19 protein-coding genes are annotated in these 22009 nt (G+C 70.4%); 12 read left to right on the top strand and 7 right to left on the bottom strand.

Going from position 1 to position 22009, the window contains the following annotated elements:
• Positions 1–176: 176 nt before the first annotated feature.
• Positions 177–815, top strand: coding sequence for a hypothetical protein (locus ABN611_RS26790; protein ID WP_350274997.1), 639 nt, complete (start codon positions 177–179; stop codon positions 813–815).
• Between the two features lie 19 nt (positions 816–834).
• Here ABN611_RS26790 and ligD (ABN611_RS26795) read toward each other — a convergent pair whose 3' ends face one another.
• Genes ligD (ABN611_RS26795) through ABN611_RS26805 form a run of 3 tightly spaced genes read right to left on the bottom strand, consistent with a single transcriptional unit; the run spans position 835 to position 3121 of the window.
• Positions 835–1752: a non-homologous end-joining DNA ligase gene (gene ligD, locus ABN611_RS26795; RefSeq protein ID WP_350274998.1), complete on the bottom strand. Its 918-nt coding sequence runs from the start codon at positions 1750–1752 to the stop codon at positions 835–837.
• On the bottom strand, positions 1749–2753 hold the full coding sequence (ligD, locus tag ABN611_RS26800) for a non-homologous end-joining DNA ligase (RefSeq protein WP_350274999.1): 1005 nt from the start codon (positions 2751–2753) through the stop codon (positions 1749–1751). Before ligD (ABN611_RS26800) ends, ligD (ABN611_RS26795) begins: the two co-directional genes overlap by 4 nt.
• The gene (locus ABN611_RS26805) at positions 2750–3121 is read right to left on the bottom strand and encodes a hypothetical protein (RefSeq protein ID WP_350275000.1); all 372 of its coding nucleotides are present in this window, start codon (positions 3119–3121) and stop codon (positions 2750–2752) included. The genes ligD (ABN611_RS26800) and ABN611_RS26805 overlap by 4 nt, the downstream gene beginning before the upstream one ends.
• A 190-nt stretch (positions 3122–3311) precedes the next feature.
• On the opposite strand from ABN611_RS26805, the gene ABN611_RS26810 reads away from it, so the two are divergent.
• From ABN611_RS26810 to ABN611_RS26830, 5 genes are all read left to right on the top strand, one after another.
• Complete coding sequence (locus ABN611_RS26810; protein ID WP_350275001.1) at positions 3312–4808, top strand: sulfatase-like hydrolase/transferase; 1497 nt, start codon at positions 3312–3314, stop codon at positions 4806–4808.
• Positions 4805–6130 carry an extracellular solute-binding protein gene (locus tag ABN611_RS26815; RefSeq protein ID WP_350275002.1) on the top strand — a complete coding sequence of 442 codons (1326 nt, stop codon included), beginning with the start codon at positions 4805–4807 and terminating at the stop codon, positions 6128–6130. Before ABN611_RS26810 ends, ABN611_RS26815 begins: the two co-directional genes overlap by 4 nt.
• Positions 6127–7035 (top strand): sugar ABC transporter permease, encoded by a 909-nt coding sequence (locus ABN611_RS26820; protein WP_350275003.1) that lies wholly within the window; start codon positions 6127–6129, stop codon positions 7033–7035. The genes ABN611_RS26815 and ABN611_RS26820 overlap by 4 nt, the downstream gene beginning before the upstream one ends.
• Complete coding sequence (locus ABN611_RS26825; RefSeq protein ID WP_350275004.1) at positions 7025–7858, top strand: carbohydrate ABC transporter permease; 834 nt, start codon at positions 7025–7027, stop codon at positions 7856–7858. The genes ABN611_RS26820 and ABN611_RS26825 overlap by 11 nt, the downstream gene beginning before the upstream one ends.
• A gap of 68 nt (positions 7859–7926) precedes the next feature.
• The gene (locus tag ABN611_RS26830) at positions 7927–9525 is read left to right on the top strand and encodes an arylsulfatase (RefSeq protein WP_350275005.1); all 1599 of its coding nucleotides are present in this window, start codon (positions 7927–7929) and stop codon (positions 9523–9525) included.
• A 9-nt stretch (positions 9526–9534) separates the two neighbouring features.
• On the opposite strand, the gene ABN611_RS26835 is transcribed toward ABN611_RS26830, so the two are convergent.
• Positions 9535–10770: an ROK family protein gene (locus tag ABN611_RS26835; protein ID WP_350275006.1), complete on the bottom strand. Its 1236-nt coding sequence runs from the start codon at positions 10768–10770 to the stop codon at positions 9535–9537.
• A 114-nt stretch (positions 10771–10884) separates the two neighbouring features.
• On the opposite strand from ABN611_RS26835, the gene ABN611_RS26840 reads away from it, so the two are divergent.
• Positions 10885–12396, top strand: a complete 1512-nt coding sequence (locus ABN611_RS26840) for an alpha-L-arabinofuranosidase C-terminal domain-containing protein (protein WP_350281689.1) — start codon at positions 10885–10887, stop codon at positions 12394–12396.
• A 54-nt stretch (positions 12397–12450) separates the two neighbouring features.
• On the opposite strand, the gene ABN611_RS26845 is transcribed toward ABN611_RS26840, so the two are convergent.
• From ABN611_RS26845 to ABN611_RS26855, 3 genes are read right to left on the bottom strand one after another with little or no spacing between them, the layout of a single operon-like run.
• The gene (locus tag ABN611_RS26845; RefSeq protein ID WP_350275007.1) at positions 12451–14070 is read right to left on the bottom strand and encodes an alpha-L-arabinofuranosidase C-terminal domain-containing protein; all 1620 of its coding nucleotides are present in this window, start codon (positions 14068–14070) and stop codon (positions 12451–12453) included.
• A complete protein-coding gene (locus ABN611_RS26850; RefSeq protein ID WP_350275008.1) occupies positions 14067–15260 on the bottom strand; it encodes an ROK family transcriptional regulator in 1194 nt (397 codons plus the stop codon). Before ABN611_RS26850 ends, ABN611_RS26845 begins: the two co-directional genes overlap by 4 nt.
• A gap of 45 nt (positions 15261–15305) precedes the next feature.
• Positions 15306–16025 carry a GAF and ANTAR domain-containing protein gene (locus ABN611_RS26855; protein WP_350275009.1) on the bottom strand — a complete coding sequence of 240 codons (720 nt, stop codon included), beginning with the start codon at positions 16023–16025 and terminating at the stop codon, positions 15306–15308.
• Positions 16026–16346: 321 nt separating this feature from the next.
• Here ABN611_RS26855 and ABN611_RS26860 point away from each other — a divergent pair, with 321 nt between their 5' ends.
• The 5 genes from ABN611_RS26860 (at position 16347) to ABN611_RS26880 (ending at position 21994) form a co-directional block, all read left to right on the top strand.
• Positions 16347–17033 (top strand): GAF and ANTAR domain-containing protein, encoded by a 687-nt coding sequence (locus ABN611_RS26860; RefSeq protein ID WP_350275010.1) that lies wholly within the window; start codon positions 16347–16349, stop codon positions 17031–17033.
• A gap of 56 nt (positions 17034–17089) precedes the next feature.
• Entirely contained in the window at positions 17090–17611 is a 522-nt protein-coding gene (locus tag ABN611_RS26865; RefSeq protein WP_350275011.1) for a hypothetical protein, read from the top strand.
• 80 nt (positions 17612–17691) lie between these two features.
• On the top strand, positions 17692–18543 hold the full coding sequence (locus ABN611_RS26870) for a c-type cytochrome (protein ID WP_350275012.1): 852 nt from the start codon (positions 17692–17694) through the stop codon (positions 18541–18543).
• A 244-nt stretch (positions 18544–18787) separates the two neighbouring features.
• Positions 18788–21364 carry a LuxR C-terminal-related transcriptional regulator gene (locus ABN611_RS26875; RefSeq protein WP_350275013.1) on the top strand — a complete coding sequence of 859 codons (2577 nt, stop codon included), beginning with the start codon at positions 18788–18790 and terminating at the stop codon, positions 21362–21364.
• Between the two features lie 147 nt (positions 21365–21511).
• Positions 21512–21994 carry a DUF1269 domain-containing protein gene (locus ABN611_RS26880; RefSeq protein WP_350275014.1) on the top strand — a complete coding sequence of 161 codons (483 nt, stop codon included), beginning with the start codon at positions 21512–21514 and terminating at the stop codon, positions 21992–21994.
• Positions 21995–22009: the final 15 nt, after the last annotated feature.

The raw sequence follows: 22009 nt of genomic DNA on the forward strand, positions 1-22009 counted from the left end.
ACCCACCGAGCCCCCACCGCCGCCCACCGAGCCCGCCCCGATCTGACCGCCCGCCGCACCGGTCAGACCGGCCGCCTTGGCGAGTCGGCGTCGATCTGACCGGTCGGCCGCATGGGCGGGGTCGGCGCCGGGTACCGGATCTTGTCGGCGGCCGTTTCGCTCAGGAGGGTTCGGCCATGGGGCAGGCCAGGGATTCATCGCATGAGCAGAGCCACGCGGCGGGGCCTCGGCTGGCGCTCTACGAGATCTTCTGGCGGGTGATCTGCGGCCTGCTCGTCACGGTGGCCGTCGCGGCGGCGGCCGTCCTGCTGCCCGGCGCGATCCTGGGCGTGGTCGGCGTCGGCGTCGTACTCACCGGAGCGACCGCGGCAGCGGCCTACGGAGCTGACGAGAACTCGCCTCCCACCAACTCGCGGGCGGGAACCGTCGGCAACGCCATGGCAGGCGCCGCCGTGGTCGGCCTCGCCCTCGGGCTCAGCACCGTGCTCAGTCCCGCAGTACTCGCGCTGGCGATCCTGCTGGCCGTCATCTCACCGCGTGCGATCCGCTGGTACTGCGTCAAGCTCGGCGCGAGGTCCCCGGCAGGTAGACCAGAGGAAGCGGACCGGGCGATCGGCGAGCTGTGCCGCGAGTGGCACGAGAGCTACGAGGCGTTGCAACAGGCAACAACACCGACCGCGCGGCTGCGCATCGTGATGGCCCGGCAACGCTGCCTCGACGAACTCGAACGGCGCGACCCCGAAGGACTCCAGGCCTGGCTCAGCTCAACAGCCAGCGCCGCCGGCGACCCACGCCGCTTCCTCGGCAACCCTTAGCCTGCCAACCGTACGGCGGTCAAAGCGTGAGGCGGGTGAGTCGCTTCCTGGCGGGGGTGAGGGACTTCGGTCGATGGCTTGTGTCCTGCCAGGCGTCGCCGTGCTGTTCGATGCGTTCTGGGAGGGTGCGGAGGGTGAACTGGCCGGGAGTGAGGCGGTCGTCCTCGAGTTCGGTCCAGGCCAAAGGGGTCGCGACGGTGGCGGTGTCGCGGGCGCGGACGGAATACGGAGCGACGGCGGTCTGCGCGTAGGCGTTGCGCATCACGTCGAGGTACAACCGGCCGCCGCGCTGGTTCTTGCGTTGCTCGGTGGTGTACCGATCGGGGTAGCGGGCGACGAGAACACGCGCGACGTCGGTCGCGAACTCCCGCACCTCGTCGAAGGCTGCCTTCCGGTCGAGGCGGACGTGGACGTGCAAGCCCTTGCTGCCGGTGGTCTTGACGAACGGACGGAGCCCGAGCTCCGTGAGCAGGTCACGGACTGCAAGCGCCGCGTGCCGGGCGGCGGCGAAGCCGTCCGGTGGGTCGAGGTCGAAGATCAGCTGATCGGGGTGTTGCGGCCGGTCCGCGCGCGCCAGCCATGCGTGCGGGGTGATGCAGGCCTGGTTGGCGAGGTACACCAGGGCGGCCGCGCTGTTGACGACCGCGTGCCGGACCCGGTCGCGGCCGCTGACCTTCGGCACCGACGCCGCGTCAATCCACTCCGGGAAGTAGTCGGGCATGTGCTGCTGGAAGACCTTGTCACCGCCGAGACCGTCCGGGAACCGCTCCAGGGCGAGCGGCCGCCCACGCAGGTGCGGCACCATGAGTTGCGCCACCGACCGGTAGTAGTCGATCAGCTCACCCTTGGTGATGCCGGCCTCCGGGAACAACACCTTGTCGAGCCGCGACACCTCGACAGTCCGCCGACCGACCCGCACTCGCTGACCCGCGCTCACCGCGGCACCTCCCGTACGACGTCATGGGCCGGCTTGTCCTCCCGCAGCCCCTCGAACCGCGGGTGCCGCAGCCGGCCGTCCCGCGTCCACTCGGTGAACGTCACCTGCCCGACGAGCTCGGGTTTCACCCAATGCACGCCCTGCCGCGGCAGCTTGCCGTCGGCGAACTCGGGTTCGTCCAGCTCGAGCGGATCCAGCAGCTTCCGCAAACGCAGCAGCATCTCCCGGTTGTACCCGGTCCCGACTTTCCCGGCGTACCGGAAACGGTCCCGCTCGTAGTACCCGACCAGCAGTGCCCCGAGCCCGACCCGGCTGCCCTTCGGGTCGGTGTAACCGCCGATCACGAACTCCTGCTCGCGCACACACTTGAACTTCAGCCAGTCACCAGACCGCCCGTGAACGTACGACGCGTCTGCGCGTTTCGCGATCACGCCTTCCCAGCCGCGCCCGCAGGCATGCCGCCAGTACGCCTCGCCTTCGCTGACTCGGTGCGGGGTGTAGCGCAGCGAACCGCCGTACCGCAGCAACCGGCGAAGGAGCGCCTTGCGATGCCGCAGTTCGAGGCCGGTCAGATCATGGCCGTCGAGATGCAGCAGGTCGAACAGGTAGTAGAACACCCGGATCCCCGTCCGGCGAGCAGTCTGTGGGTCGTGGACCTGCATGCGGCCCTGCAACTTCGCGAAGCTCGTGCGGCTGCCGTCGAAGGCGACGATCTCGCCGTCGGCGACGAACTCGCCGGCCGACTGCTCGGCCAGCGCATCCACCACCTCGGGGTAGTGGTCGTTCAGGTGCTTGCGGTTGCGCGACAGCAGCTGGATGTTGTTGCCGCGGCGGATGGCGAGGCAGCGGATGCCGTCGAGTTTGCGTTCGAAGATCCACTCGGGATCGGAGAAGCGGTCTTCGGTGAGCACAGCCAGCATGGGGTTGCTCCAGCCGGGCCGGGGTGCGCTGCGGAGCTTGCTGTGGGCTTGCTGCGGCAGACGGTCGAGCAGGTTGTTCATCGCGCCTCCTCGGCGACCTGTTCGACCGTTCGGCCGGACACCACCGACTCCGGTTGGGTCTTGACCGGCTTGCGGCGGCGGTCGGCGCCCTCGTCGTCCATCTTCACCAGCATCCAGCGGGACCGCTCACCCTTGCCGACCCTGGTCAGCGCGTAACCGCCGGTGAGCTTCTCACCATCCAGCCAGACCTTCACATGACCCGTCCGGAGGCCGTCCGCCTCCAGCCGGAAGTCGTAGTGCAGGCTCGACGCGTCGTGCTTCTGTACGACGAAACGCGGTGAGCGCGCCGATCGCCTGCCGCGCCGGCCGCGCGGTTCCGGCGTACGACGAAGGTCCCGCTTGCGCTCGTACTCCTGCAGCTTGCGCACCGCACTTCTCCTCTCCGCCGGAGCCTCACCCGTCCCGGTACCCAGCTGGGACCTTCCTGCACAGCGAGACCGCCGGGGATCGGGAGTGGTTGACACCTCGCCCGCGGCGGAATTAACTTCAGCTTGAAGAAATAATTACCTGCGGGCTGCAGGAAACTGTCCCGGACGACGACCACGGTGAGGTGGACGGGTGGCGCGCCGCTTGAACGTGCTGGTCGTGATGGCCGACGAACAGAGCTGGAACACGATGGGCTGCACCGGCAACCCGGCTGCGCGGACGCCGGAGCTCGATGCCCTGGCGGGGGAGTCGACGGTGTTCGACGCGTGTTACACGCCGTTCCCGCTCTGCTGCCCGGCGCGGACCAGTCTGTGGACCGGGCTGATGCCCCGGCACCACGGAGTACTCGGCAACTGGCGTCCGATCGAGCCGGAACTGCGCGCGGCGGGGTTCGCGCGGTCGTTCGCGGGCGCCGGCTACCACACGCACTACAACGGGAAATGGCACGTTCCCGGTACGACGCCCGCCCGGATGGGCTGGGCGACCAGCAGCGCGATCCCCGCCGTACTGAACGGCCAGGACCGCGGCCGCTACATCGAGGAGTACCGGGCCTGGGCGGCAGAGAAGGGCTACGTCTTCGACCCGAAGCACATCGAGAACCTGACCGCGCAGGACATCGCCGCCCTCGCCGAGCGGCCGTACACGACGTCGAGCCTTCCGCTCGAGGACTACCTCGAGACCTGGCAGTGCGACCGGTTCCTGGAGAACCTCGACCAGCGTCCGGCGGACACGCCCTGGCTGGCCGTCTGCTCTTTCAACGCGCCGCACTTCCCGATGTCGGTCCCGAGCCCGTACGACCGCCTCATCGACCGCGACAAGGTACGGCTGCCCGAAAGCAACGCCACCGGCACGGCGGGAAAGCCGCGTGAGGTGCGGGAGTCGCACTTCGCGCGGGACTTCGAGCACCTCACCGAGCAGGACTGGGTCGAGGTCACGAGCCACTACCTCGGCCTGTGCGCACTCGTCGACGCGCAGTTCGGGCGGATCCGCCGGTACCTGGAGGACGCGGGGGAGTGGGACCGGACGGTGGTCGTGTTCACCTCGGACCACGGGGACATGATGGGTGCGCACCGGTTGATGGAGAAGGGCCACTGGCTGCACTACGAGGAGGCTCTCCGGGTTCCGCTGATCGTGCGGCATCCGGACGGCCTGCAGTCCCGGAACGCCAACTTCGTGTCGTTGTGCGACATCGGGCCGACCTTGTGCGAGGTGGCCGGCGTGCCGTGGCACGAACCGCACGACGGCCGATCGTTCGCCGCCATGCTCGGCGACGCGTCGGCCGCGCCGATCCGCGACCACGTGACGGCCGAGACGATGCTGCACGACGGTCGCCCGGGCGGCGACGGTTCGCCGTTCCACGCGCGGGACTGGCAGTGGCCCAGGGACAGCCTCAACGTCTCCGTCCGGACCGCCGCCCATCGGTACGTCTTCCGCTCCCACGACGAGGCCGAGCTGTACGACCTGGTCGCCGACCCTCACGAACAACGCAACATCGCGCCCGCTCCCGAGGCGGCGGCAGTGGCCGCCCGGCTGGCCGGGCTGGCCGCCGACGAGGTCGCGGACGTGCTACCGGACGCCGCGCACCTGATCCGCGCTCCCTTTGCATCGACAGCGAAAGGCACATCATGACGTCGTTCCCAGGTCCTCAGGTCTCCCGGCGCTCGCTGCTGCACCTCGGGGCGGCGGCAGCGGGCGCCGCCGCGCTGACCTCCTGCTCGCGCGGACTCGGCGGCTCGTCGTCGAGTGGCGGTGGCGACGCCACCAGGACGCTGGAGTTCATGTTCTGGGGCGAGGGCGACCAGAACAAGAAGCTGATCGCGGCGCTCGACCTCTACCAGAAGTCGGAGGGTGCCTCGAAGGTCAATCCGCAGTACTCCGGCTTCTCCGGGTACTACGACAAGCTCGCGACCCGGGTGGCCGGCGGCAACCCGCCCGACGTGTTCCAGATCCACCTGCCGTACCTGATGGAGTACGTCAAGCGCCAGGCGGTGCAGCCGCTGGACCAGTACAAGGACGACCTCGGCCTCGGCGCGATGCCGGAGTACGTGGCGACCACCACCCAGGCCGACGGCAAGTACTACTTCGCCCTGCTCGGCGCCGCGACCCAGCCCGCGATCATCGTCAACACGACCAAGCTGAAGGCGCTCGGGCTCGCCGCACCGGGCACCGACTGGACCATCGACCAGTACAAGGCGACGATGGCCGAGGTCTGGGGCAAGAGCGGTCACAAGCTCGCCGGTACGGCGGATCTCGGCGGTAGCCCGATCGCGCTCGAGTCCTTCCTGCGCGGCCGCGGCAAGGCGCTGTTCGGTGAAGGGAGCGCGCTCGGGTTCGGCGAGGACGACCTGGCCGCATGGCTGCAACTGTGGCAGGACCTGCGCGGCAACGGATCCGCCGTACCGATGGCCGTCACCGCGGCCGCGAGTGGGTTCCAGAACGACCCGGTGACGGTCGGCAAGGCGGCGTACACCGGTACGGCGACCTCGCGCGGACTGCCGTCGATGCAGAGCCTGACGAAGGACGCGCTGAGCCTGGGCACGTTCCCGTCCGGTGGCCCGGGTTCGCAGCCCGGGACGAACATCATTCCGGCGGGCTGGTTCGCGATCTCGCCGAAGTCGAAGAACATCGACGGCGCTGTCTCGATGCTGAAGTTCCTGACCAGCAACGCCGAGGCCGCGAACCTGATGGGACTGGCCCGTGGTGTGCCGATTCCCGAGGACATCCGGACGACGGTCAGCAAGTCCGCGACCGGCCTGAACAAGCTGGTGCTGGAGAACTACGCGCTCGTCGCGGCGCAGGGCCCGGCGGCGTTGCAGATGTACCCGCCCGGGGCGAGCAAGCTGTTGCAGACGTCGCTGCCGAACGTGAACCAGGTCGTCGGGTTCGGCAAGAGCACCGTTCCGCAGGCGGTCGCGAAGTTCTTCTCCGACGCCAAGTCCGCGCTCAAGTGAGCCCAACGATCCGCGGCGGGCGGGGACGGGTCCGCTACCAGAACGGCTGGGCGCTCGCCTTCCTGGCGCCGTGGCTGATCGGTTTCCTGGCGTTCACCGCCGGTCCGATGCTGATGTCGCTGTACCTCGCCTTCACCGACTACGACCTGTTGTCCGCGCCGCGGTGGATCGGCGGCGGCAACTTCGGCCGGATGTTCGGCGACGACCCACTGTTCCTGCAGTCGCTCAAGGTGACCGCGATCTACGTCGCCGTCGGTACGCCGCTCAGCCTGTGTTTCGCGCTCGCGGTCGCGGTCGTGCTCAATCGCGGGCTGCGCGGCCTCGACTTCTACCGGTCCGCGATCTACCTGCCGTCGCTGTTCGGCGGCAGCGTCGCGATCGCGGTGCTGTGGCGGAAGGTCTTCAACGGCGACGGCCTGGTGAACCAGATCCTGGCGCTCGTCGGGATCCAGGGACCGTCGTGGATCTCGGAGCCGCACACCGCGCTCGGAACGCTGATCGCCCTCGAGGTGTGGCAGTTCGGCGCCCCGATGGTGATCTTCCTGGCGGGGCTCCGGCAGATCCCGCGGGAGTTCTACGAGGCCGCGCAGGTGGACGGCGCGAGCCGGAACCGGCAGTTCTGGAGCATCACGATGCCGCTGCTCAGCCCGATCCTGTTCTTCAACCTCACGCTGCAGCTGATCCGGTCGTTCCAGGCGTTCGCGCCGGCCTTCATCATCAGCGACGGCTCGGGCGGACCGGCCGACTCCACGCTCTTCTACTCCCTGTACCTCTACCAGGAGGGCTTCGTGAACTTCGACATGGGCTACGCCGCGGCGATGGCCTGGATGCTCGTCCTGCTGGCGGGCGCGATCGTCGCGGTGAACTTCTTCTTCAGCAAGTTCTGGGTGCACTATGAGAACTGAGCGGAAGCGCCTGCTCGCGCACTTCGCGCTGATCGTCGTCACGCTGGTGATGCTCTATCCGCTGATCTGGATGGTGGCGAGCTCGTTCAAGCCGACCGACGAGATCTTCTCCCAGCCCGGACTGGTCCCCCGGCAGTTCGAGCCGTCGAACTACGCCGAGGGCTGGCAGGGGGTGTCGACCGCCTTCAGCATCTTCATCGAGAACTCGCTGTTCATCTCGGTGGCCGCGATCGTCGGCAACGTCGTCTCCTGCAGCCTCGCGGCGTACGCCTTCGCCCGGCTGAACTTCATCGGCCGCCGGATCGCCTACGCGACGATGCTGGCGACCTTGATGCTGCCGACGCACGTCACGCTGGTGCCGCAGTACATCCTGTTCAACAAGCTGGGCTGGGTGAACACGTTCTATCCGCTGTTCGTGCCGCACTTCTTCGCGGTCGACGCGTTCTTCGTGCTGCTGATGGTGCAGTTCATCCGGTCGTTGCCGCGGGAGCTGGACGAGGCCGCGCGGCTGGACGGGTGCTCGCCGTGGAAGACGTACCGCTACATCGTGTTCCCGCTGCTGCGGCCGGCGCTGGTCACCACGATCATCTTCACGTTCATCTGGACGTACAACGACTTCTTCAAGCAGCTCATCTACCTCAACGACGTCCAGCTGTTCACTGTCCCGCTGGGACTGCGCCAGTTCCTCGACTCGACGGGTGACTCGGCCTGGGGACCGATGCTTGCCATGAGCACCCTTGCGCTCGTGCCGCCGCTGGTCCTGTTCGTCACCTTCCAGCGGCAGATCGTCGACGGCGTCGCGACGTCGGGTCTGAAGGGATGAGCGCCACGCCCCCGACCACGCCCCCGACCACGCACCGCACACCATCGCCACGAGAGACCGAGGTACCGATGCCGACAGCGCGACCGAACGTCCTGATCATCCTGGCCGACGACATGGGGTACTCCGACCTCGGTTGCTACGGCGGCGAGATCGGTACGCCGAACATCGACGGTCTCGGCGCGCGCGGCGTCCGGCTGACGAACTTCTACAACACCGCCCGCTGCAGCCCGTCGCGCGCGTCGTTGCTGACCGGCCTGCATCCGCATCAGACCGGGGTCGCCGAGCTGGTGAACAACGACGGCCCCGGCGGCTACCCCGGCAGCCTGAACGGCCGGTGTGTGACGCTGGCCGAGAGCTTCCGGGCGGCCGGCTACCACACGCACCTGACCGGCAAGTGGCACCTCTCGAACGAGCGCGAGCACCCGGACCACACGTGGCCCACACGCCGCGGCTTCGAGCGCTTCTGGGGCACGATCAGCGGAGCGGGCAGCTACTTCCAGCCCACCACGCTCCATGACGGCGAAACGCCCGTACCGCTGTCCGAGCTCGGGCCGGACTTCTACTACACCGACGAGATCGGCGCGCACGCCGCGGCGGCGATCCGGGACGCGGCAGGCGACGACCGTCCGTTCTTCGGGTACGTCGCGTTCACCGCGCCGCACTGGCCGCTGCATGCGAAGACGTCGGACCTGGTCGAGACCCGGGGGATGTTCGACGAGGGCTGGGACGTCCTGCGCACCCGGCGCTGGCAGCGCCAGCTCGACGCCGGGATCTGCGCGGCGGACGCGACGCTCGACCGCCGCGATCCGGAGGTCCCGGCGTGGGAGGACGAGCCCGAGCAGAAGTGGCAGCTGGAGCGGATGGAGGCGTACGCCGCCCAGCTCCGGGCGATGGATCGTGCGGTCGGCGCGATCCTGACCGCCCTCGACGAGACGGGGCAGCGCGAGAACACGATCGTGCTCTTCCTCTCGGACAACGGCGGCTGCGCGGAGGAGCTGCGCAGCGACCCCGAAGGCGTGGAGCGCTTCCGGCAGCACCATCTGATCATTCCGCCGAGCGCTCCGGACGGGACGCCGATGAAGGTCGGCAACTCACCCGACATCCGGCCGGGAACCGCCGACACCTACACGAGCTACGGCATCGCCTGGGCGAACCTGTCGAACACGCCCTTCCGGCTGTACAAGCGCTGGGTTCACGAAGGCGGCATCGCGACGCCGCTGATCGTGTCCTGGCCCGCCGGCGGCCTGGCCGGTGGTGTCGTCGATGCGCCGCACCAGCTGACCGACATCGCTCCGACGTTGCTCGAAGCAACCGGTGTTCCGGTGCCGGTCGAGCGCGCCGGGGAACGGACGACAGCCTTGCCAGGGGTGAGCATGCTCGATCTCCTCCGCGGCGGGGACGCGGTCGAACACGACCTGTTCTGGGAGCACATCGGGAACGCCGCGATCCGGTCCGGCCGGTGGAAGCTCGTCCGGGAGTACCAGGGCCCGTGGGAGCTGTACGACCTCGCAGTGGACCGCAGCGAGACCAACGATCTCGCCGCCGAGCATCCGGCGCTGGTCGAGGACCTGGCCGGACGGTGGCAGGCCTGGGCGGACGAGGTCGGTGTGATTCCGTACGGCGCCGTGCTGACCGCGCGCGCCGCGATGCCCGTCCAGCCCGCCTGACCGTCGGCGTCAGGAGATGGCGTGGGCGGTCAGCGCCGGGACGAACGCCTCGGGGGAGCGGTAGACGGCGTCCAGCATGACCGCTCCGGCGGCGATGCCCAACGCGTACGGGCCGAACGCACTCGGCAGGATCCGCGCGCCGGCGTCGCCGCCGGGGTCGGCGGCGAGTTCCTTCAGGGCGGCGTCGCGGAGGGCGGCCACGTTGTCGACCGGGGCGCTGATCCCGCCGCCGATCACGACCAGCTCGGGATCGAGGATCCGGATCAGCGCGGCGGTGGCCTTGCCGGCGACCGCGGCTCGCTCCTGGAGGAGGCGCCGGGCGCGCGCGTCGCCGGACCCGGCGAGCGCGAAGACGTCGTACACCTCGTCGTCCTCGCCGATCAGGCCGGCCGCCCGGGCGCGACGGGCGACCTCGAGGTCCCCGGCGACGACGGCGAAACAACTCCGGCTGCCGCAGACGCAGGCCTCGCTGGACCGGCCGGGGACCGGCACGTGGTCCAGCCCGCCCGCGGCCGAGTGCGCTCCGCGGTACGGCGAGCCGTTGAAGACGAACCCGGCGCCGACGACGTTGCCGACGAACAGGTGGATGAAGTTGTCGACCCCGGCCGCGGCGCCGAACCAGTGTTCGGCCAGCGCGAGGGCCCGCACCTGCGAGTCGATCAGGACCGGCAGGCCGGTCGCTTCGCCGAGCGCCGTGGTCAGCGGCGCCTGCTGCCAGCCCAGCACAGGCTGGCTCCGCACAGTGCCTGCGGAGCCGTCGACCCACCCGCCGGTACTGGCGCCGATCCCGAGGATCGTCAGGCCGGTCCCGCCGGAGAGCTTCCGCACCGAACGGGCGGCGCTGCGGACCAGCGGCTCGAGCCGTGTCGTGCGTTCGGTCGTGTGCACCTCCGCGACGATCTGCCCGCGCAGGTCGATCACGCAGGCGTTCACCCGGCGCAGGCCGAAGTGCACGCCGATCACGCCGTACGTCGACGGGTCAACGGCGACGGGGACCTTCGGGCGGCCCTTGCCCCGCAGCGCCGGCTCGGCCACCTCGACGAGCAGGCCGGCGCGGACGAGCGCGCCGGTCAGCCTCGTCACCGAGCCGGTGGACATCCCGATGGTCGCGGCGAGATCGGTGCGGGCCGTCGGGCCCGACCGCATCAGCTCGCGCATGATCGTCGAGTAGTTCTGCTGGCGGATGTCGCCGAGCTGGCTCGAACGCGACCTGCCCGGCTCGCTCGTCCCCGTGGGCTCGTTCATGTCCCCGGTTCTAACACTGGTCGTCGCGTCGGTCCAACTACGGCGTTGACACCGGTGCCGCCACTATTTATCTTCAAGTCGGAGATAAATGGATCGTCGAAGGGATCCGGCGTGATGGGCCAGCAGGCGACGTTCAGGCTGCGCGGCACGGTCAACGGGACGATCCGTCCGGAGATCTACGGGCAGTTCCTGTCCCGCCGCCGGTGGGTCGCGGACGAGGGCCTGCACCATCCGGCACATCCCGACGCGGACGGCTCGGGGCTCCGTCGTACGGTCCTCGCGGCGGTCGAGCAGCTCGGCGCGTCCGTCGTTCGCTGGCCGGGCGGCTGTACCGGGACGTCGTACGACTGGCGGCGCGGGGTGGGGCCGGCGGAGCAGCGCGAGCGGACGACCGACTGGCATTTCGGGTACGACGTCGGCAACGGGTTCGGGACCGCGGAGTTCGTCGCCTTCTGCCGGCGGATCGGCGCCGAGCCGCAGCTCAACCTGACGACCGGCACCGGGTCGTTGCGCGAGGCGCTCGCCTGGGTGGAGTACTGCAACGGCGCGGGCGACTCGGAGTGGGCGAACCTTCGCCGCTCGCACGGCCACGAGGAGCCGTTCGACGTCCGCTACTGGCAGATCGGGAACGAGGAGTGGGGGAGCTGGGAGCTCGGTCAGGTGGGGCCGCAGGAGAACGCCGTCCGGTGCCGTGAGTGGGCGAAGGCGATCAAGCGGCTCGACCCGAGCCTGAAGGTGCTCGCGGTCGGCTGTTACGAGCCGAAGCAGGCGGTCGACTGGAACCTCGCCCTGCTCCGCGAGGCCTGGGAACACATCGACTTCCTGACGTTGCACACCTACTGGCCGTTCGATCCGAACGCCGACGGCGGCGACTACGAGCGCGTGCTCAGCGGGCCGTACCGGACCGAGGCCGCGATCGAGGCGATCCAAGGTCTCGTCGACCTGGTGGCCCGGGAGAAGCCCGGTACGCCGAAGCCGATGCTGGCGTTCACCGAGTGGAACTGTGCGGACGAGACCCGGTTCGAGATGAGCCCGCAGTGGCGTCCGGCCGATACGCGGTACCGGACCGTCGACGCGCTCGCGGTGGCCTCGTTCCTGAACGTCATGCAGCGCCGGTGCGCGAGCGTCGGCCTCGCGAACTTCGCGCAGACGATCAACGTCGTCGGAGCCTTGGTCGTCACGGACGAGCAAGTGGTTCACGAGACCGTCTACTGGCCGCTTTGGTTGCAGCGCCACCACAGCGGCAGTGTCTCGCTGGCAGGCGACGTCGGTTGCGGCACGGTCACCGGCGAGACGCTCGAGCGCAGGCCCGTCGAGATCCCGGCGATCGACGTGAGCGCCTCCGCGGATCCCGGTGGGTCGACGGTCTGGCTGTCGGTGGTGAACCGGGACCGGCGAAGCGCCGTCCGCCTGGTCGTGGACCTCGGCCGACTCCTGGCGACGAACGTCGTCCGCATCCACCAGGTGCACACCGACGATCCACTGGACAGGAACACCCTGGCAGATCCTGGCCGGGTGGTTGCGCGATCGGACGAGGTCAAGCTGGACGAGGACGTCGCCGTCGAGCTACCCGCGAGCTCGTACACGATCATCGAACTGACGACGACCTCGCCGGTGATGAGCTGATGGCGGATCGCCGCGGTGCTCGGTGCTCAGGGCAACGAATGCATAGTGACGCGATCAGGAGAAATCGAAGGACAGCAGCGTGATGCTGTGCGGTGGGAAGTCGTAGGTCCGGTCCGGGACGTCGACGACGCCTCGGTCGCGGAGTGCGACCCGGTCGGGTGCGCTGAGGGTGTTGGACGCGAGTACGTCGTCGACGTCGGCGCCCAGGTCCTTCACCGCGGCCCGCGCCGGTAGCCCGTCGCTGCGGCCGTCGACTGTGAACCGGGCCGTGATCGGCGCGTCCCGGTGCCGGTTGATCACCGCGACCTTGACCGACGTACCGTCCTGAGTCGCGGTCACGTCGAGGTCGGGGATCGTTGCCGACCGCGCCTGGTACTCGCCGTGGTGGTCCCGTTCGTCGCCTTGCCGCACGGCCGCGAGGCGGGCCGACGACCGGACGTCGACGTCGAGCGCGACCGGCCCGAGGTGGTTCTGGTACAGGTCCCAGACGTGGTACGTCGCCGCCCGCACCGCACCACCCGGCCGCGCGACGACGACGCCGTTGGCGTTGAGCAGGTTGACCGTGTTGGCCATCGTGACCGGCACGTCGAGCCCGGCGGCGCGGTGCAGGGCGTGGAAGACGCCGGCGTAGAACAGGGCGTCGGCCAGCGTCCGCGGGCTCCAGCGGTTGACTCGCCGTCGCTGATCCGTCGGTACGCCGTCCACGTCGCGCGGCGCCGTACCGCCGTCCTCGGAGGGGAGCGGGTCGGGCCAGGCCTCCGGCTCGACGTGGCGGATGTTCCACTCGTCGAGCGCCAGTCCGAGCGGTCGTTCCCGGCCGTACCGCGCCGCGAGCCCGGACACCAGCGCGGAGTACTCCTGGATCCGGCTCTCGAAGTACTGCGACTGGGCGACGATCGCGTCGTACTCCGCGGCGCCGTCGACGAGCTGGGTGGTGGAGCCGTACAGGTGGAACGACAGGTAGTCGATGCGGTCGCCGACGGCCTTCAGCACCTCCTCGGTCCAGCCCTGGCGGTCGTCGGTCAGGCCGACCGCGACGAACTTCAGCGACGGGTCCACGGCGTGCATGAACTGTGCGTGCTCGCGCGCGTCGGCCGCGTAGGCGGCGGCAGGGCGGTACCCCATCTGCCACTGGCCGTACACCTCGTTGCCGAGGCCCCAGTACTTCACGCCGTACGGCTCGGCGTGACCGTTGCGGGCGCGCTGCCGGGTGTATTCGGTGTCGCCGCCGTAGTTGGTGTACTCCACCCAACGCACCGCCTCGTCGACGTCGCGGCAGCTGTGCCCGAGGTACGGCGCGGTGCCGACCTCGTTGCACCAGGCAAGGAACTCGTCGGTGCCGAACCGGTTCGACTCCTCCTCGCCCCAGGCGAGCTCGAGTCGCCGCGGGCGCCGGTCCCGCGGGCCGATCCCGTCCTCCCAGTGGTACGGCGACGTGAAGTTGCCGCCCGGCCAGCGGACGACCGGCAGCCCGAGCTCACGGCACAGCTTGATCACGTCGCCGCGGAGCCCGTTGCGGGCACCGGGTCCGTCGTACGACAGCGGCGATCCCTCGTCGAAGACGCCGCCCTCGATGTTGCCGAAGAAGGCCGACTCGAGGAAATGGCCGTAGATCATCGGATCGATCGGGGCCGTCGAGGTACGCCGGATGTCGATGGAAGCCGTGCTGGTCACGAAATCTCCTGGGCGTCGGTGTCGTGGGTCGGGTAGCCCGCCAGTACGGGGGAGCGGCGGAGGACCAGGGCGATCCCGCCGCGGGCGGCGTCGTCGTGGCCGAGTGCGGCGGGCTCGATCCGGAGGCCGTGCCGGACCTCGGTGTGGGTGTGGCGTAGCACCGCCTCGCGCAGTGGATCGAGCAGGTCCGCGCCGGCCTGCGCCAGCTCGCCGCCGACCACCACGGTCTCCGGGTTGACGGTGTTGCAAGCGGCGGCCAGGACCGTGCCGATCCTCGTACCGGCCGTCGAGATCACCGAACGTACGGCGGGATCGCCCGCGGCCAGCCGGTGCAGGACGTCGTCGAAACGGCGTACGCCGCACTGCTCGAGGATCGCGTCCACCGAGACGTAGCGCTCCAGGCAACCTCGGCCGCCACAGGCGCACAAGGGGCCGTCCGCGTCGACGGCGATGTGGCCGAGCTCGCCGGCCGCGCCGCCCGCACCCGAGAAGAGGTGACCGCCGAGCACCAGGCCGCCGCCCACGCCGTACGAGAGCCGCAGGTACAACACGTTGGCGAGGCCCGCGCCGGCTCCCCAGATCGCTTCGCCGAGGGCGGCGAGCCGGGTGTTGTTGTCGACGTACACCGGGACGCCGAAGCGTTCGGTGAGACCGTCGCGGACCAGCTGGATCCTGGTCGCGCGGCTCGGCCGGCGATGTCCACCGGTCTCGGACACGGGGCCTACGACGCCGACTCCGATCCCGGCGAGGGCGGCCAGCGAGAGCCGATTGGCAGTAGCCAGGTCGTCCACGAGTTCGAGTGCGAGCTCCAACCGTCTCGGCCACGTCGTGCGTTCGGCGCAGGTGACGCCGCCGGACGCGACGATCTCGTGCGCGACGTTGGCGACCGTGACCTGGACGAGCCGGTGACCGAGATCCATGCCGAGCGCCAGGCCGCCCTTCGGGTTCAGGGTCAGCACGGTCACCGGCCGGCCGCGTCCCCGCTGCCCGTCGCCGCCGCTCGCGGTCTCCGTGAGAACATCCGCCGCCAGCAGGTCCTGCACGATCGACGAAAGGGTCGCGCGCGACAACCCGGTCCGCTCGGTGAGCTGCGCCCGCGTCAGCTCTCCTTGGGCCCGCAGGACCGCCAGCACCCGCTCCTGATTGCTCTCCCGCAACAGGCGCAGCGGTCCGGCGGATTCCTTGGCCACGCCCGACTCTGACCTGCGGCCCGCTTTTCTGTCAAGGCCTCAGAATTAATCGCCGAGCTTGTGGTCGCTGGGGAGGTTTCGGGTTTCCACCAGACGTTGGGCGACGGTGTGGAGTTTGGTGTTCGTTTCTTGCGAGTAGCGGCGGAGTACTTCGAAGGCCCGGTCGCCGTCGAGGCCGTAGCGTTCCATCAGGATGCCCATCGCCAGGCCGACCAGCTTGCGTGCGTCGACCGCGCGCAGCAGGTCTTCCTCCTTCCGGCTGGAGCTGATCGCGACGGTGGCGTGCCGGGCGACGATGCGGCCGATCGGTTCGGCGTCGATGTCACTGAACGCGTGCGGCTTGACGGCGTACAGCGACAGCACGCCGAGATTGTGGCCGCCGGCAAGCATCGGCAGGTGCAGGACGCTGCCGATGCCGCAGGCAACTGCTTCCGTGCGCCAGTGCGGCCGGCCGGCGGCGAGCGCGACGTCGGCCACGTAGACGGGGCGGCCGCCGGTCAGCACGTCGAGTGCGGGCCCGGTGCCGCTCTCGATCTGCCAGCGGTACAGGCGCTCGACGCGCGCGTCGGTGACCGCGCCGATCACCGGCGACCCGTTCGGCCCGGCAGGCCCGGCCAGCAGGACGCCGGCGTAGTCGCAGCCGACCATCGGCAAGGCGGACTGGACGACTGCCTCGACGGTCTCGTCCAGATTCGTCGCGCTGTGCAGTGCCAGCGCGAGCTCGGCAAACATTTCGGCGCGCGTGACGCCACGATCGTCCGGCATGTCGACTCCAACCACGGGTGGTACTGGCCACCCACGCTGCCGGAGTGCTGCCCACCGCCATGATGCCACATCCCGGCGCCACGGCCACTCGGCCCGCCGCCGGGACGTACCGCGGTCTCCGTTTCACCGCACCGGGCCGGGGGAACCGGAAGGGTGTTCCACATCGCCGCGGCGGACGGCGAGGAACGGGGCGCGGCGGTGGCGTTGAGCAGCCAGCGCCCGTCGCGCCCCGGGAACTCTCCGCTCCCAGCCACGACGGTGGTGCACAATGAGCTCAGCCGTCGGCGCTCTGCCGACGCTGTAGCTCGTGGGGGGGCGCACATGGAGCTGTCCGAGGTGACCGACCTGATGTCGACGGTCGCCGAATCGCTGCGCGCTCCGGTGAACCCGGACGAAGGCCTGGCCCAGATCACCGCCAGCGCGGCGGACACGATCTCCGGGGTGCGGCACGCCAGCATCTCGGTGACCACCAAGGACGGCAGCATCCGGACGCTGGCGCCGACGAGCAGCCTGGCGGTCGCGGCCGACGAACTGCAGTACGAACTCGGCGAAGGGCCCTGCGTCCGTGCGGCTCTGGGCGAGCCGGTGGTCCGGGTCGACGACATCGCCACCGACACCAGGTGGCCGTTGTACGGCCCGAAGGCCGCGGCCCTCGGACTCCGGGCGCAACTGTCGTTCCAGTTCCGCGCCGACCCCGACGTGCGCGGCGCCCTCAACCTGTACGCCGACGAGCCGGACGTGTTCGACGCCGACGCGCAGTTCATCGCCGCGATGTTCGCCGACTGGACCGCGGTCCTGCTGGGCTGGCACAAGCAGGAGGTCTCGCTGTCGGAGGCACTGGAGACCCGCAACCTGATCGGTACGGCGATCGGCATCCTGATGGAGCGGTACAAACTCGACCACGACCGCGCCTTCGCGTTCCTGGTCCGGCTCTCCTCGAGCGGCAACGTCAAGCTCCGCGACATCGCCGCGGGCGTCGTCGCCGACGCCCGCAAGAACGCCGAATAGCAACCCGCCCGTTCTCCCGAAGGAGCGTAGGCTGCGGGGTGGGGTTGGGAGGCGTGATGAATCAGGGACTGCTGAATTCGTTGAGCGACGCCGAGCGGCTGCTGGTGGCCGAGACCGAACGGGCGGCGTTGCAAGGCCTGGACGAGGACGCGCTGCTGGAACTGCACCAGCGGGTCCGCCGGGCGCGGACGAAGTACGTGAAGAACTATCGGCGTGGGGCGAGCGCCGCGGTCGCTCCGGCCGGCGGGCGGGGGTTGTCGTACGCGCGCAGCCAGCGCGATCGCGACAAGGCGGAGTTGTTCGAGTCGGTGCTGGCGCGAGTCAGCCGGGAAGTGGCGACGGCCGCCCGGCGAGCCTCGACGGAACTGCGCAGCGAACGGCTTGCCGCGGCGCGCGCCGCCAGGTCGGCGCCCTCGAACGCCGCCGGCGCCAAGACGCAGGCACAGGCATCAAGCGTGGCTGTCGGCCCCGGCAGCGAGCCCAGGGTCCGGACGGCCAAGACAACCGGTGGCCTGAAGAAGGATGCGTCGTCGCGCGCCGCCGGAGCCCGTCGGCAGGCCCGGCGGGACGCCCGCTGAGGGTGACCTCACCTGGTTCGGGTGATCTCAGGGGTTGCCTGCCTCCGGTCTGATGGTGCCTCGGCGGCGGGAGGTGGGAGATGCGCGGCGCACGCGGGCGACCGATGCGGCGACGCGGGCCGGGCAACCTCGCCGTACTCGCCGTCGCGCTCGTCGTGGTCGGTCTGGTCTACGCCGTGCTGGTACCAGGGAGCGCGACCGGGGCGGACGGCCCGCAGTCGCAACAGATCGAGGAAGGCCGGCGGCTGTTCGCGGTCGGTTGCTCGAGCTGTCACGGCCTCAACGCCGAGGGCGGGACGAACGGCGAGGGCCACGCGGCCGGGCCTTCATTGATCGGGGTCGGGGCGGCCGCGGTCGACTTCCAGGTCGGCACCGGTCGGATGCCGGCCGCGCAGCCCGGCGCCCAGGTGCCGCAGAAGCCGCCCGCCTACTCCGAGGAGGAGATCGCGGCACTCGCGGCGTACGTCGCGTCGCTCGCTCCCGGCCCCGCGGTGCCGCCCTCGGAGTCGTACGACGTCAGCAAGGTGACGCAGGAGGAGATCGTCCGGGGCGGTGAGCTGTTCCGGACCAATTGCACGGCTTGCCACAACTTCGCCGGGCGCGGCGGTGCGCTCCCGCACGGTCGATATGCGCCGTCGCTGATGGACTCGTCGCCGCGGCACATGTACCAGGCGATGCTGACCGGTCCGCAGCAGATGCCGGTCTTCTCCGACGCCGTCCTGCTGCCCGAGGACAAGCGCGCCGTGATCGCGTACATCGTCGCGCTGCAGGAGTCCGAGGATCCGGGTGGCTTGCCGCTCGGCCGGCTCGGCCCGGTGTCCGAGGGCCTGTGGGGCTGGCTGGCCGGCATCGGCCTGCTGGTGCTGGTCGCGGTGTGGATCGGTGCCAAGGTGCCCCGGACCGGACGCGGACGGTCACCTCGAGGGGAGTGACGAAAGGGCTGTCACTGCAACGTTTGACACGGAATCGGCACGGTCGGGCCCCTGCCGCGCCTCGTGGAAACCCGTTAGTCTCGGTTTCGGGGCACGGAGTCAAGACCACGGCGCAGTCGGTCAAGTTCACGTGAGGTCGGCCAGGGGAGGGGCGACGGATGTGACTACCCCGACCTCTGGACGAGCTCACCGGGAGGCCGATCACCCGAACACGGGCGGGATCCCCCGGCCTCCGTTGACGCTGGTGACGCGGGGCCGGCTGCACGCGGCGCTCGACCTCGGGATCCGTTCGTCGCTCACGCTGCTGGTCGCGCCCGCGGGCACCGGCAAGACCGTGCTGCTCTCGGACTGGGTGGCGCGCCGACGGCGGACCGGGGACGCGGTGCTGTGGGTTCCGGGGCACGCGCCGGAGGCGCTGGACCGCGCACTCCGGGCGCCCGATCGGGCGGAGCCGCCGGTTCCGATCGTCGTCGACGACGCGCACCTGCTCCCGAAGGAGATCGTGGCGGAACTGGCGCACGTGCTGCGGCACTCTCCGGAGACGGTACGGGTCCTGCTCGCCAGCCGCTACGACCTGCCGTTGCCCGTCCCGGAACTCGAGCTGCGCGGCCTGGCGCTGACCTTGCGAGCGGGGGATCTGCGCTTCACCGACGCCGAGGCGACGGAGCTCGTCCGGGCGCATGCCAAGACGGCCACGGCCGAGGACGTGCAGCTGTTCCAGCGGCGGACGGCCGGCTGGGCCGCGGCCTTGGTCCTCGCGGCACGGGCCCTGGCCGCGTCCGGCGATGCCGTGTGGCCGCTGGTCACTCAGCGCCCGGTCCTCGATCTGCTGCTCGGAGAGACGTTGAGCACCTTGGACGAGCGGGTCCAGGCGATGCTGCTGAGCACGTTCGGCGCCAAGGACCTGACCGATCGGCTGGCCGCGATGCTCAGCGGCGACGGCGAGGCAGGCGCGATGCTGGCGGACCTCGCCGGCAACGGCCTCCTGGTGACGGCGTACGCCGACGGCGCCGACGGCGAGCCCGTGTACCGCTATCACCCGCTGCTCGTCGAGTTGCTGCGCCGCCGTACGGCCGCCGACCGGGACGAGGCACAGCTGGTCGTGGCGGCACAGCACCGATCGGCCTTGTACTACGAGAACCGTGGCGAGGGCGGCACCGCGCTGCGCAGTGCGCTGGGCGCCGACGACCCCGCACTGGTCGCCCGGATCCTGCTCGTCCACGGCCCGGAGCTGCTCGCCGCCGGCGACCTGGCACCGATGGCCGCGGGATTCGAGGCACTGCCGGACCACGACCTCGGCGACCACCCGCACCTGCTCGGCGTCCGTGGACTGCTCCGCCGGGTCAGCGGTGACGTCGCCGGTGCGGTGCTCGACGCGGCGTCGGCAGACCAGGTGCTGGTCGCGGCGGACCACCGGTCCGCGGTCCCGGAGGACGACGCCCTGGAAGCCGACGCGACGTTGCTCCACCTGTGGGAGTCGCGCTACGGCTGGCACGACGTACGGGCCGCGATCTCCCGGGCGCGGGCGCTGCTCACCTTCGATCCGGCCGCCGACCGGCGCCGGCACCGCGCTGTCCTCGGCGCCGAGCGCCTGGCCTGGCTGCTGATCGAACTCGCGGCGGCCGAGATCTGGGCCGACGAGCTCGACGACGCGCTCGGCCACCTCGACGAGGCGGTCGTCACAGCGCGAATGGCCGGCCATCCGCGGCTGATCGCGGGGTGCCTCGCGCATCGTGCGGTCGTCCAGCACCTCTGGGGCCAGGAGCGGAGCGCAGCACAGTCGGCCCAGGCCGCTCTCGACGCGGGCGGGGACGACGAGCTGCCGCAGGAGTACGCCGTCCGCGCAGGCCTGGTGCTGGGCTTCGCAGCGCTCGGCGAACTGGACCTGGACACCGCCTGGCACTGGTACGAGCGCGTCGCCGATGCGGATGTCGCCGACTCGGACACGGTCATCGCGGGCCTGCGCGTGGTGCTGCACGGTGTGCTGCTCATCGAGTCCGGCCGGCTCGAGGACGCGATGACCGCGCTCACCGCCGATCTCGCGTCTGCCGGAGCCCTGCCGTCCTTCCTGTCACGTGACCTGGCACTGCTGCGGCTCCGGCTGGCCGGGCTGCTCGGGGACCAGAGCGGGATCGAGACGCAGATCGCGGAGCTCGACCGGACCGGCAACGCGTCGGAAGCGACGCTGATCCGGGCGATGCTCACGATCTGCGGCGGCGATCCGCAGGAGACCGCGGCGATGATCGACGAGGCGCTGAAGACCGACACGCATCCGCCGCTCGCGTCCGCTGCGGCGGGATTCCGGACCGCGCTGCTCGCCGGTGCGGCCGGTCAGCCCGCGGTCGAGGCGTCGTTGATGGACACGCTGCACCGCGTTGCTCCGCAGCGCATGCTGCACGTGCTGATCCCGGCCGCGCACGAGCCGGCCTTCCTCGACGAACTGCGCAGGCACGTCGGCGGCCCGAATCCGCATCCGTTCGCGTCGTTCGCGCTCGAGAAGCTGTCCAGGCACGAGTCCTCCGCTGCCGGGCCGGGCGGAACCGCGTCGCCGGCCCGGCGGCATCCGACGGCCGCCCCGCCACGGCGCCTCGAGGCGACGGTCAACGGCGCCCGGATCCGGCTCACGGCGCGGGAGGCCGAAGTGCTCGACCAGCTCGCGCTCGGCAACTCCTACAGCGAGATCGGTCAGGCGCTGTTCATCACGGAGAACACCGTCAAGACGCACCTGATGTCGCTGTACCGCAAGCTGGGCGTCGAGAAGCGGTCCGCCGCGCTCCGGGTCGCCCGCGCGGCAGGCCTCGTCATCCCCCGCAGCGGGTGATCGGGCCGCGGTCTCGCGCACCGCTCGGCCGGTCGTGATCCGGCGCGGCCGCCGTCACCCTAATCGGAGGAGGTCGGTCGCGCGCCCGATTGATGGGATGAGGCGTTACGCACAGGTGTGACGCGCCATTCCCGGGAGGAATCCGACATGACCCATCTGGTAGTGCTCGGTCTGGACAGCCGCGAGGACGCCGAGCGCGTACTCCGGCTGACCGACGAGCTGGCCAAGCAGGAGTTGCTGCAGCGCGACGACGCCGCGATCGCCTACAAGGACGACCGGGGCAAGGTCCGGATCCAGCAGACGATGAACCTGACCGGAGCCGGGGCTGCCGGCGGCGCCCTCTGGGGGACGTTGATCGGCCTGCTCTTCCTGAACCCGCTTGCGGGCCTCGCGGTCGGCGCGGCCAGTGGCGCCGTCGCCGGCAAGCTCACCGACATCGGGATCAGCGACCAGCTGATCAAGGAGGTCGGCCGGGAGTTGCAGGAAGGGCACGCCGCCGTCTTCCTGCTGGCCCGCTCGGCGACCGTGGACCGGGTCGTCGAGGCGCTCAAACCACTCGGGCCGACCGTCCTCCAGTCGAACCTGAGCAGGGAGCGCGAGGAAGAGCTCGTCCAGGCACTGCAGGCCTGATCCGCCTCCGGAGGA

The organism is Kribbella sp. HUAS MG21 (assembly GCF_040254265.1).
Lineage (GTDB): Bacteria > Actinomycetota > Actinomycetes > Propionibacteriales > Kribbellaceae > Kribbella.

Excerpts from the sequence above, each read along its gene's own strand:
- ABN611_RS26855 (WP_350275009.1), bottom strand. The coding sequence starts at position 16,025 with ATGCCGGACGATCGTGGCGTCACGCGCGCCGAAATGTTTGCCGAGCTC.
- ABN611_RS26790 (WP_350274997.1), top strand. The coding sequence starts at position 177 with ATGGGGCAGGCCAGGGATTCATCGCATGAGCAGAGCCACGCGGCGGGG.
- ABN611_RS26835 (WP_350275006.1), bottom strand. The coding sequence starts at position 10,770 with ATGAACGAGCCCACGGGGACGAGCGAGCCGGGCAGGTCGCGTTCGAGC.
- ABN611_RS26815 (WP_350275002.1), top strand. The coding sequence starts at position 4,805 with ATGACGTCGTTCCCAGGTCCTCAGGTCTCCCGGCGCTCGCTGCTGCAC.
- ligD (WP_350274999.1), bottom strand. The coding sequence starts at position 2,753 with ATGAACAACCTGCTCGACCGTCTGCCGCAGCAAGCCCACAGCAAGCTC.
- ABN611_RS26825 (WP_350275004.1), top strand. The coding sequence starts at position 7,025 with ATGAGAACTGAGCGGAAGCGCCTGCTCGCGCACTTCGCGCTGATCGTC.
- ABN611_RS26840 (WP_350281689.1), top strand. The coding sequence starts at position 10,885 with ATGGGCCAGCAGGCGACGTTCAGGCTGCGCGGCACGGTCAACGGGACG.
- ABN611_RS26880 (WP_350275014.1), top strand. The coding sequence starts at position 21,512 with ATGACCCATCTGGTAGTGCTCGGTCTGGACAGCCGCGAGGACGCCGAG.
- ABN611_RS26860 (WP_350275010.1), top strand. The coding sequence starts at position 16,347 with ATGGAGCTGTCCGAGGTGACCGACCTGATGTCGACGGTCGCCGAATCG.
- ABN611_RS26865 (WP_350275011.1), top strand. The coding sequence starts at position 17,090 with ATGAATCAGGGACTGCTGAATTCGTTGAGCGACGCCGAGCGGCTGCTG.
- ABN611_RS26870 (WP_350275012.1), top strand. The coding sequence starts at position 17,692 with ATGCGCGGCGCACGCGGGCGACCGATGCGGCGACGCGGGCCGGGCAAC.
- ABN611_RS26830 (WP_350275005.1), top strand. The coding sequence starts at position 7,927 with ATGCCGACAGCGCGACCGAACGTCCTGATCATCCTGGCCGACGACATG.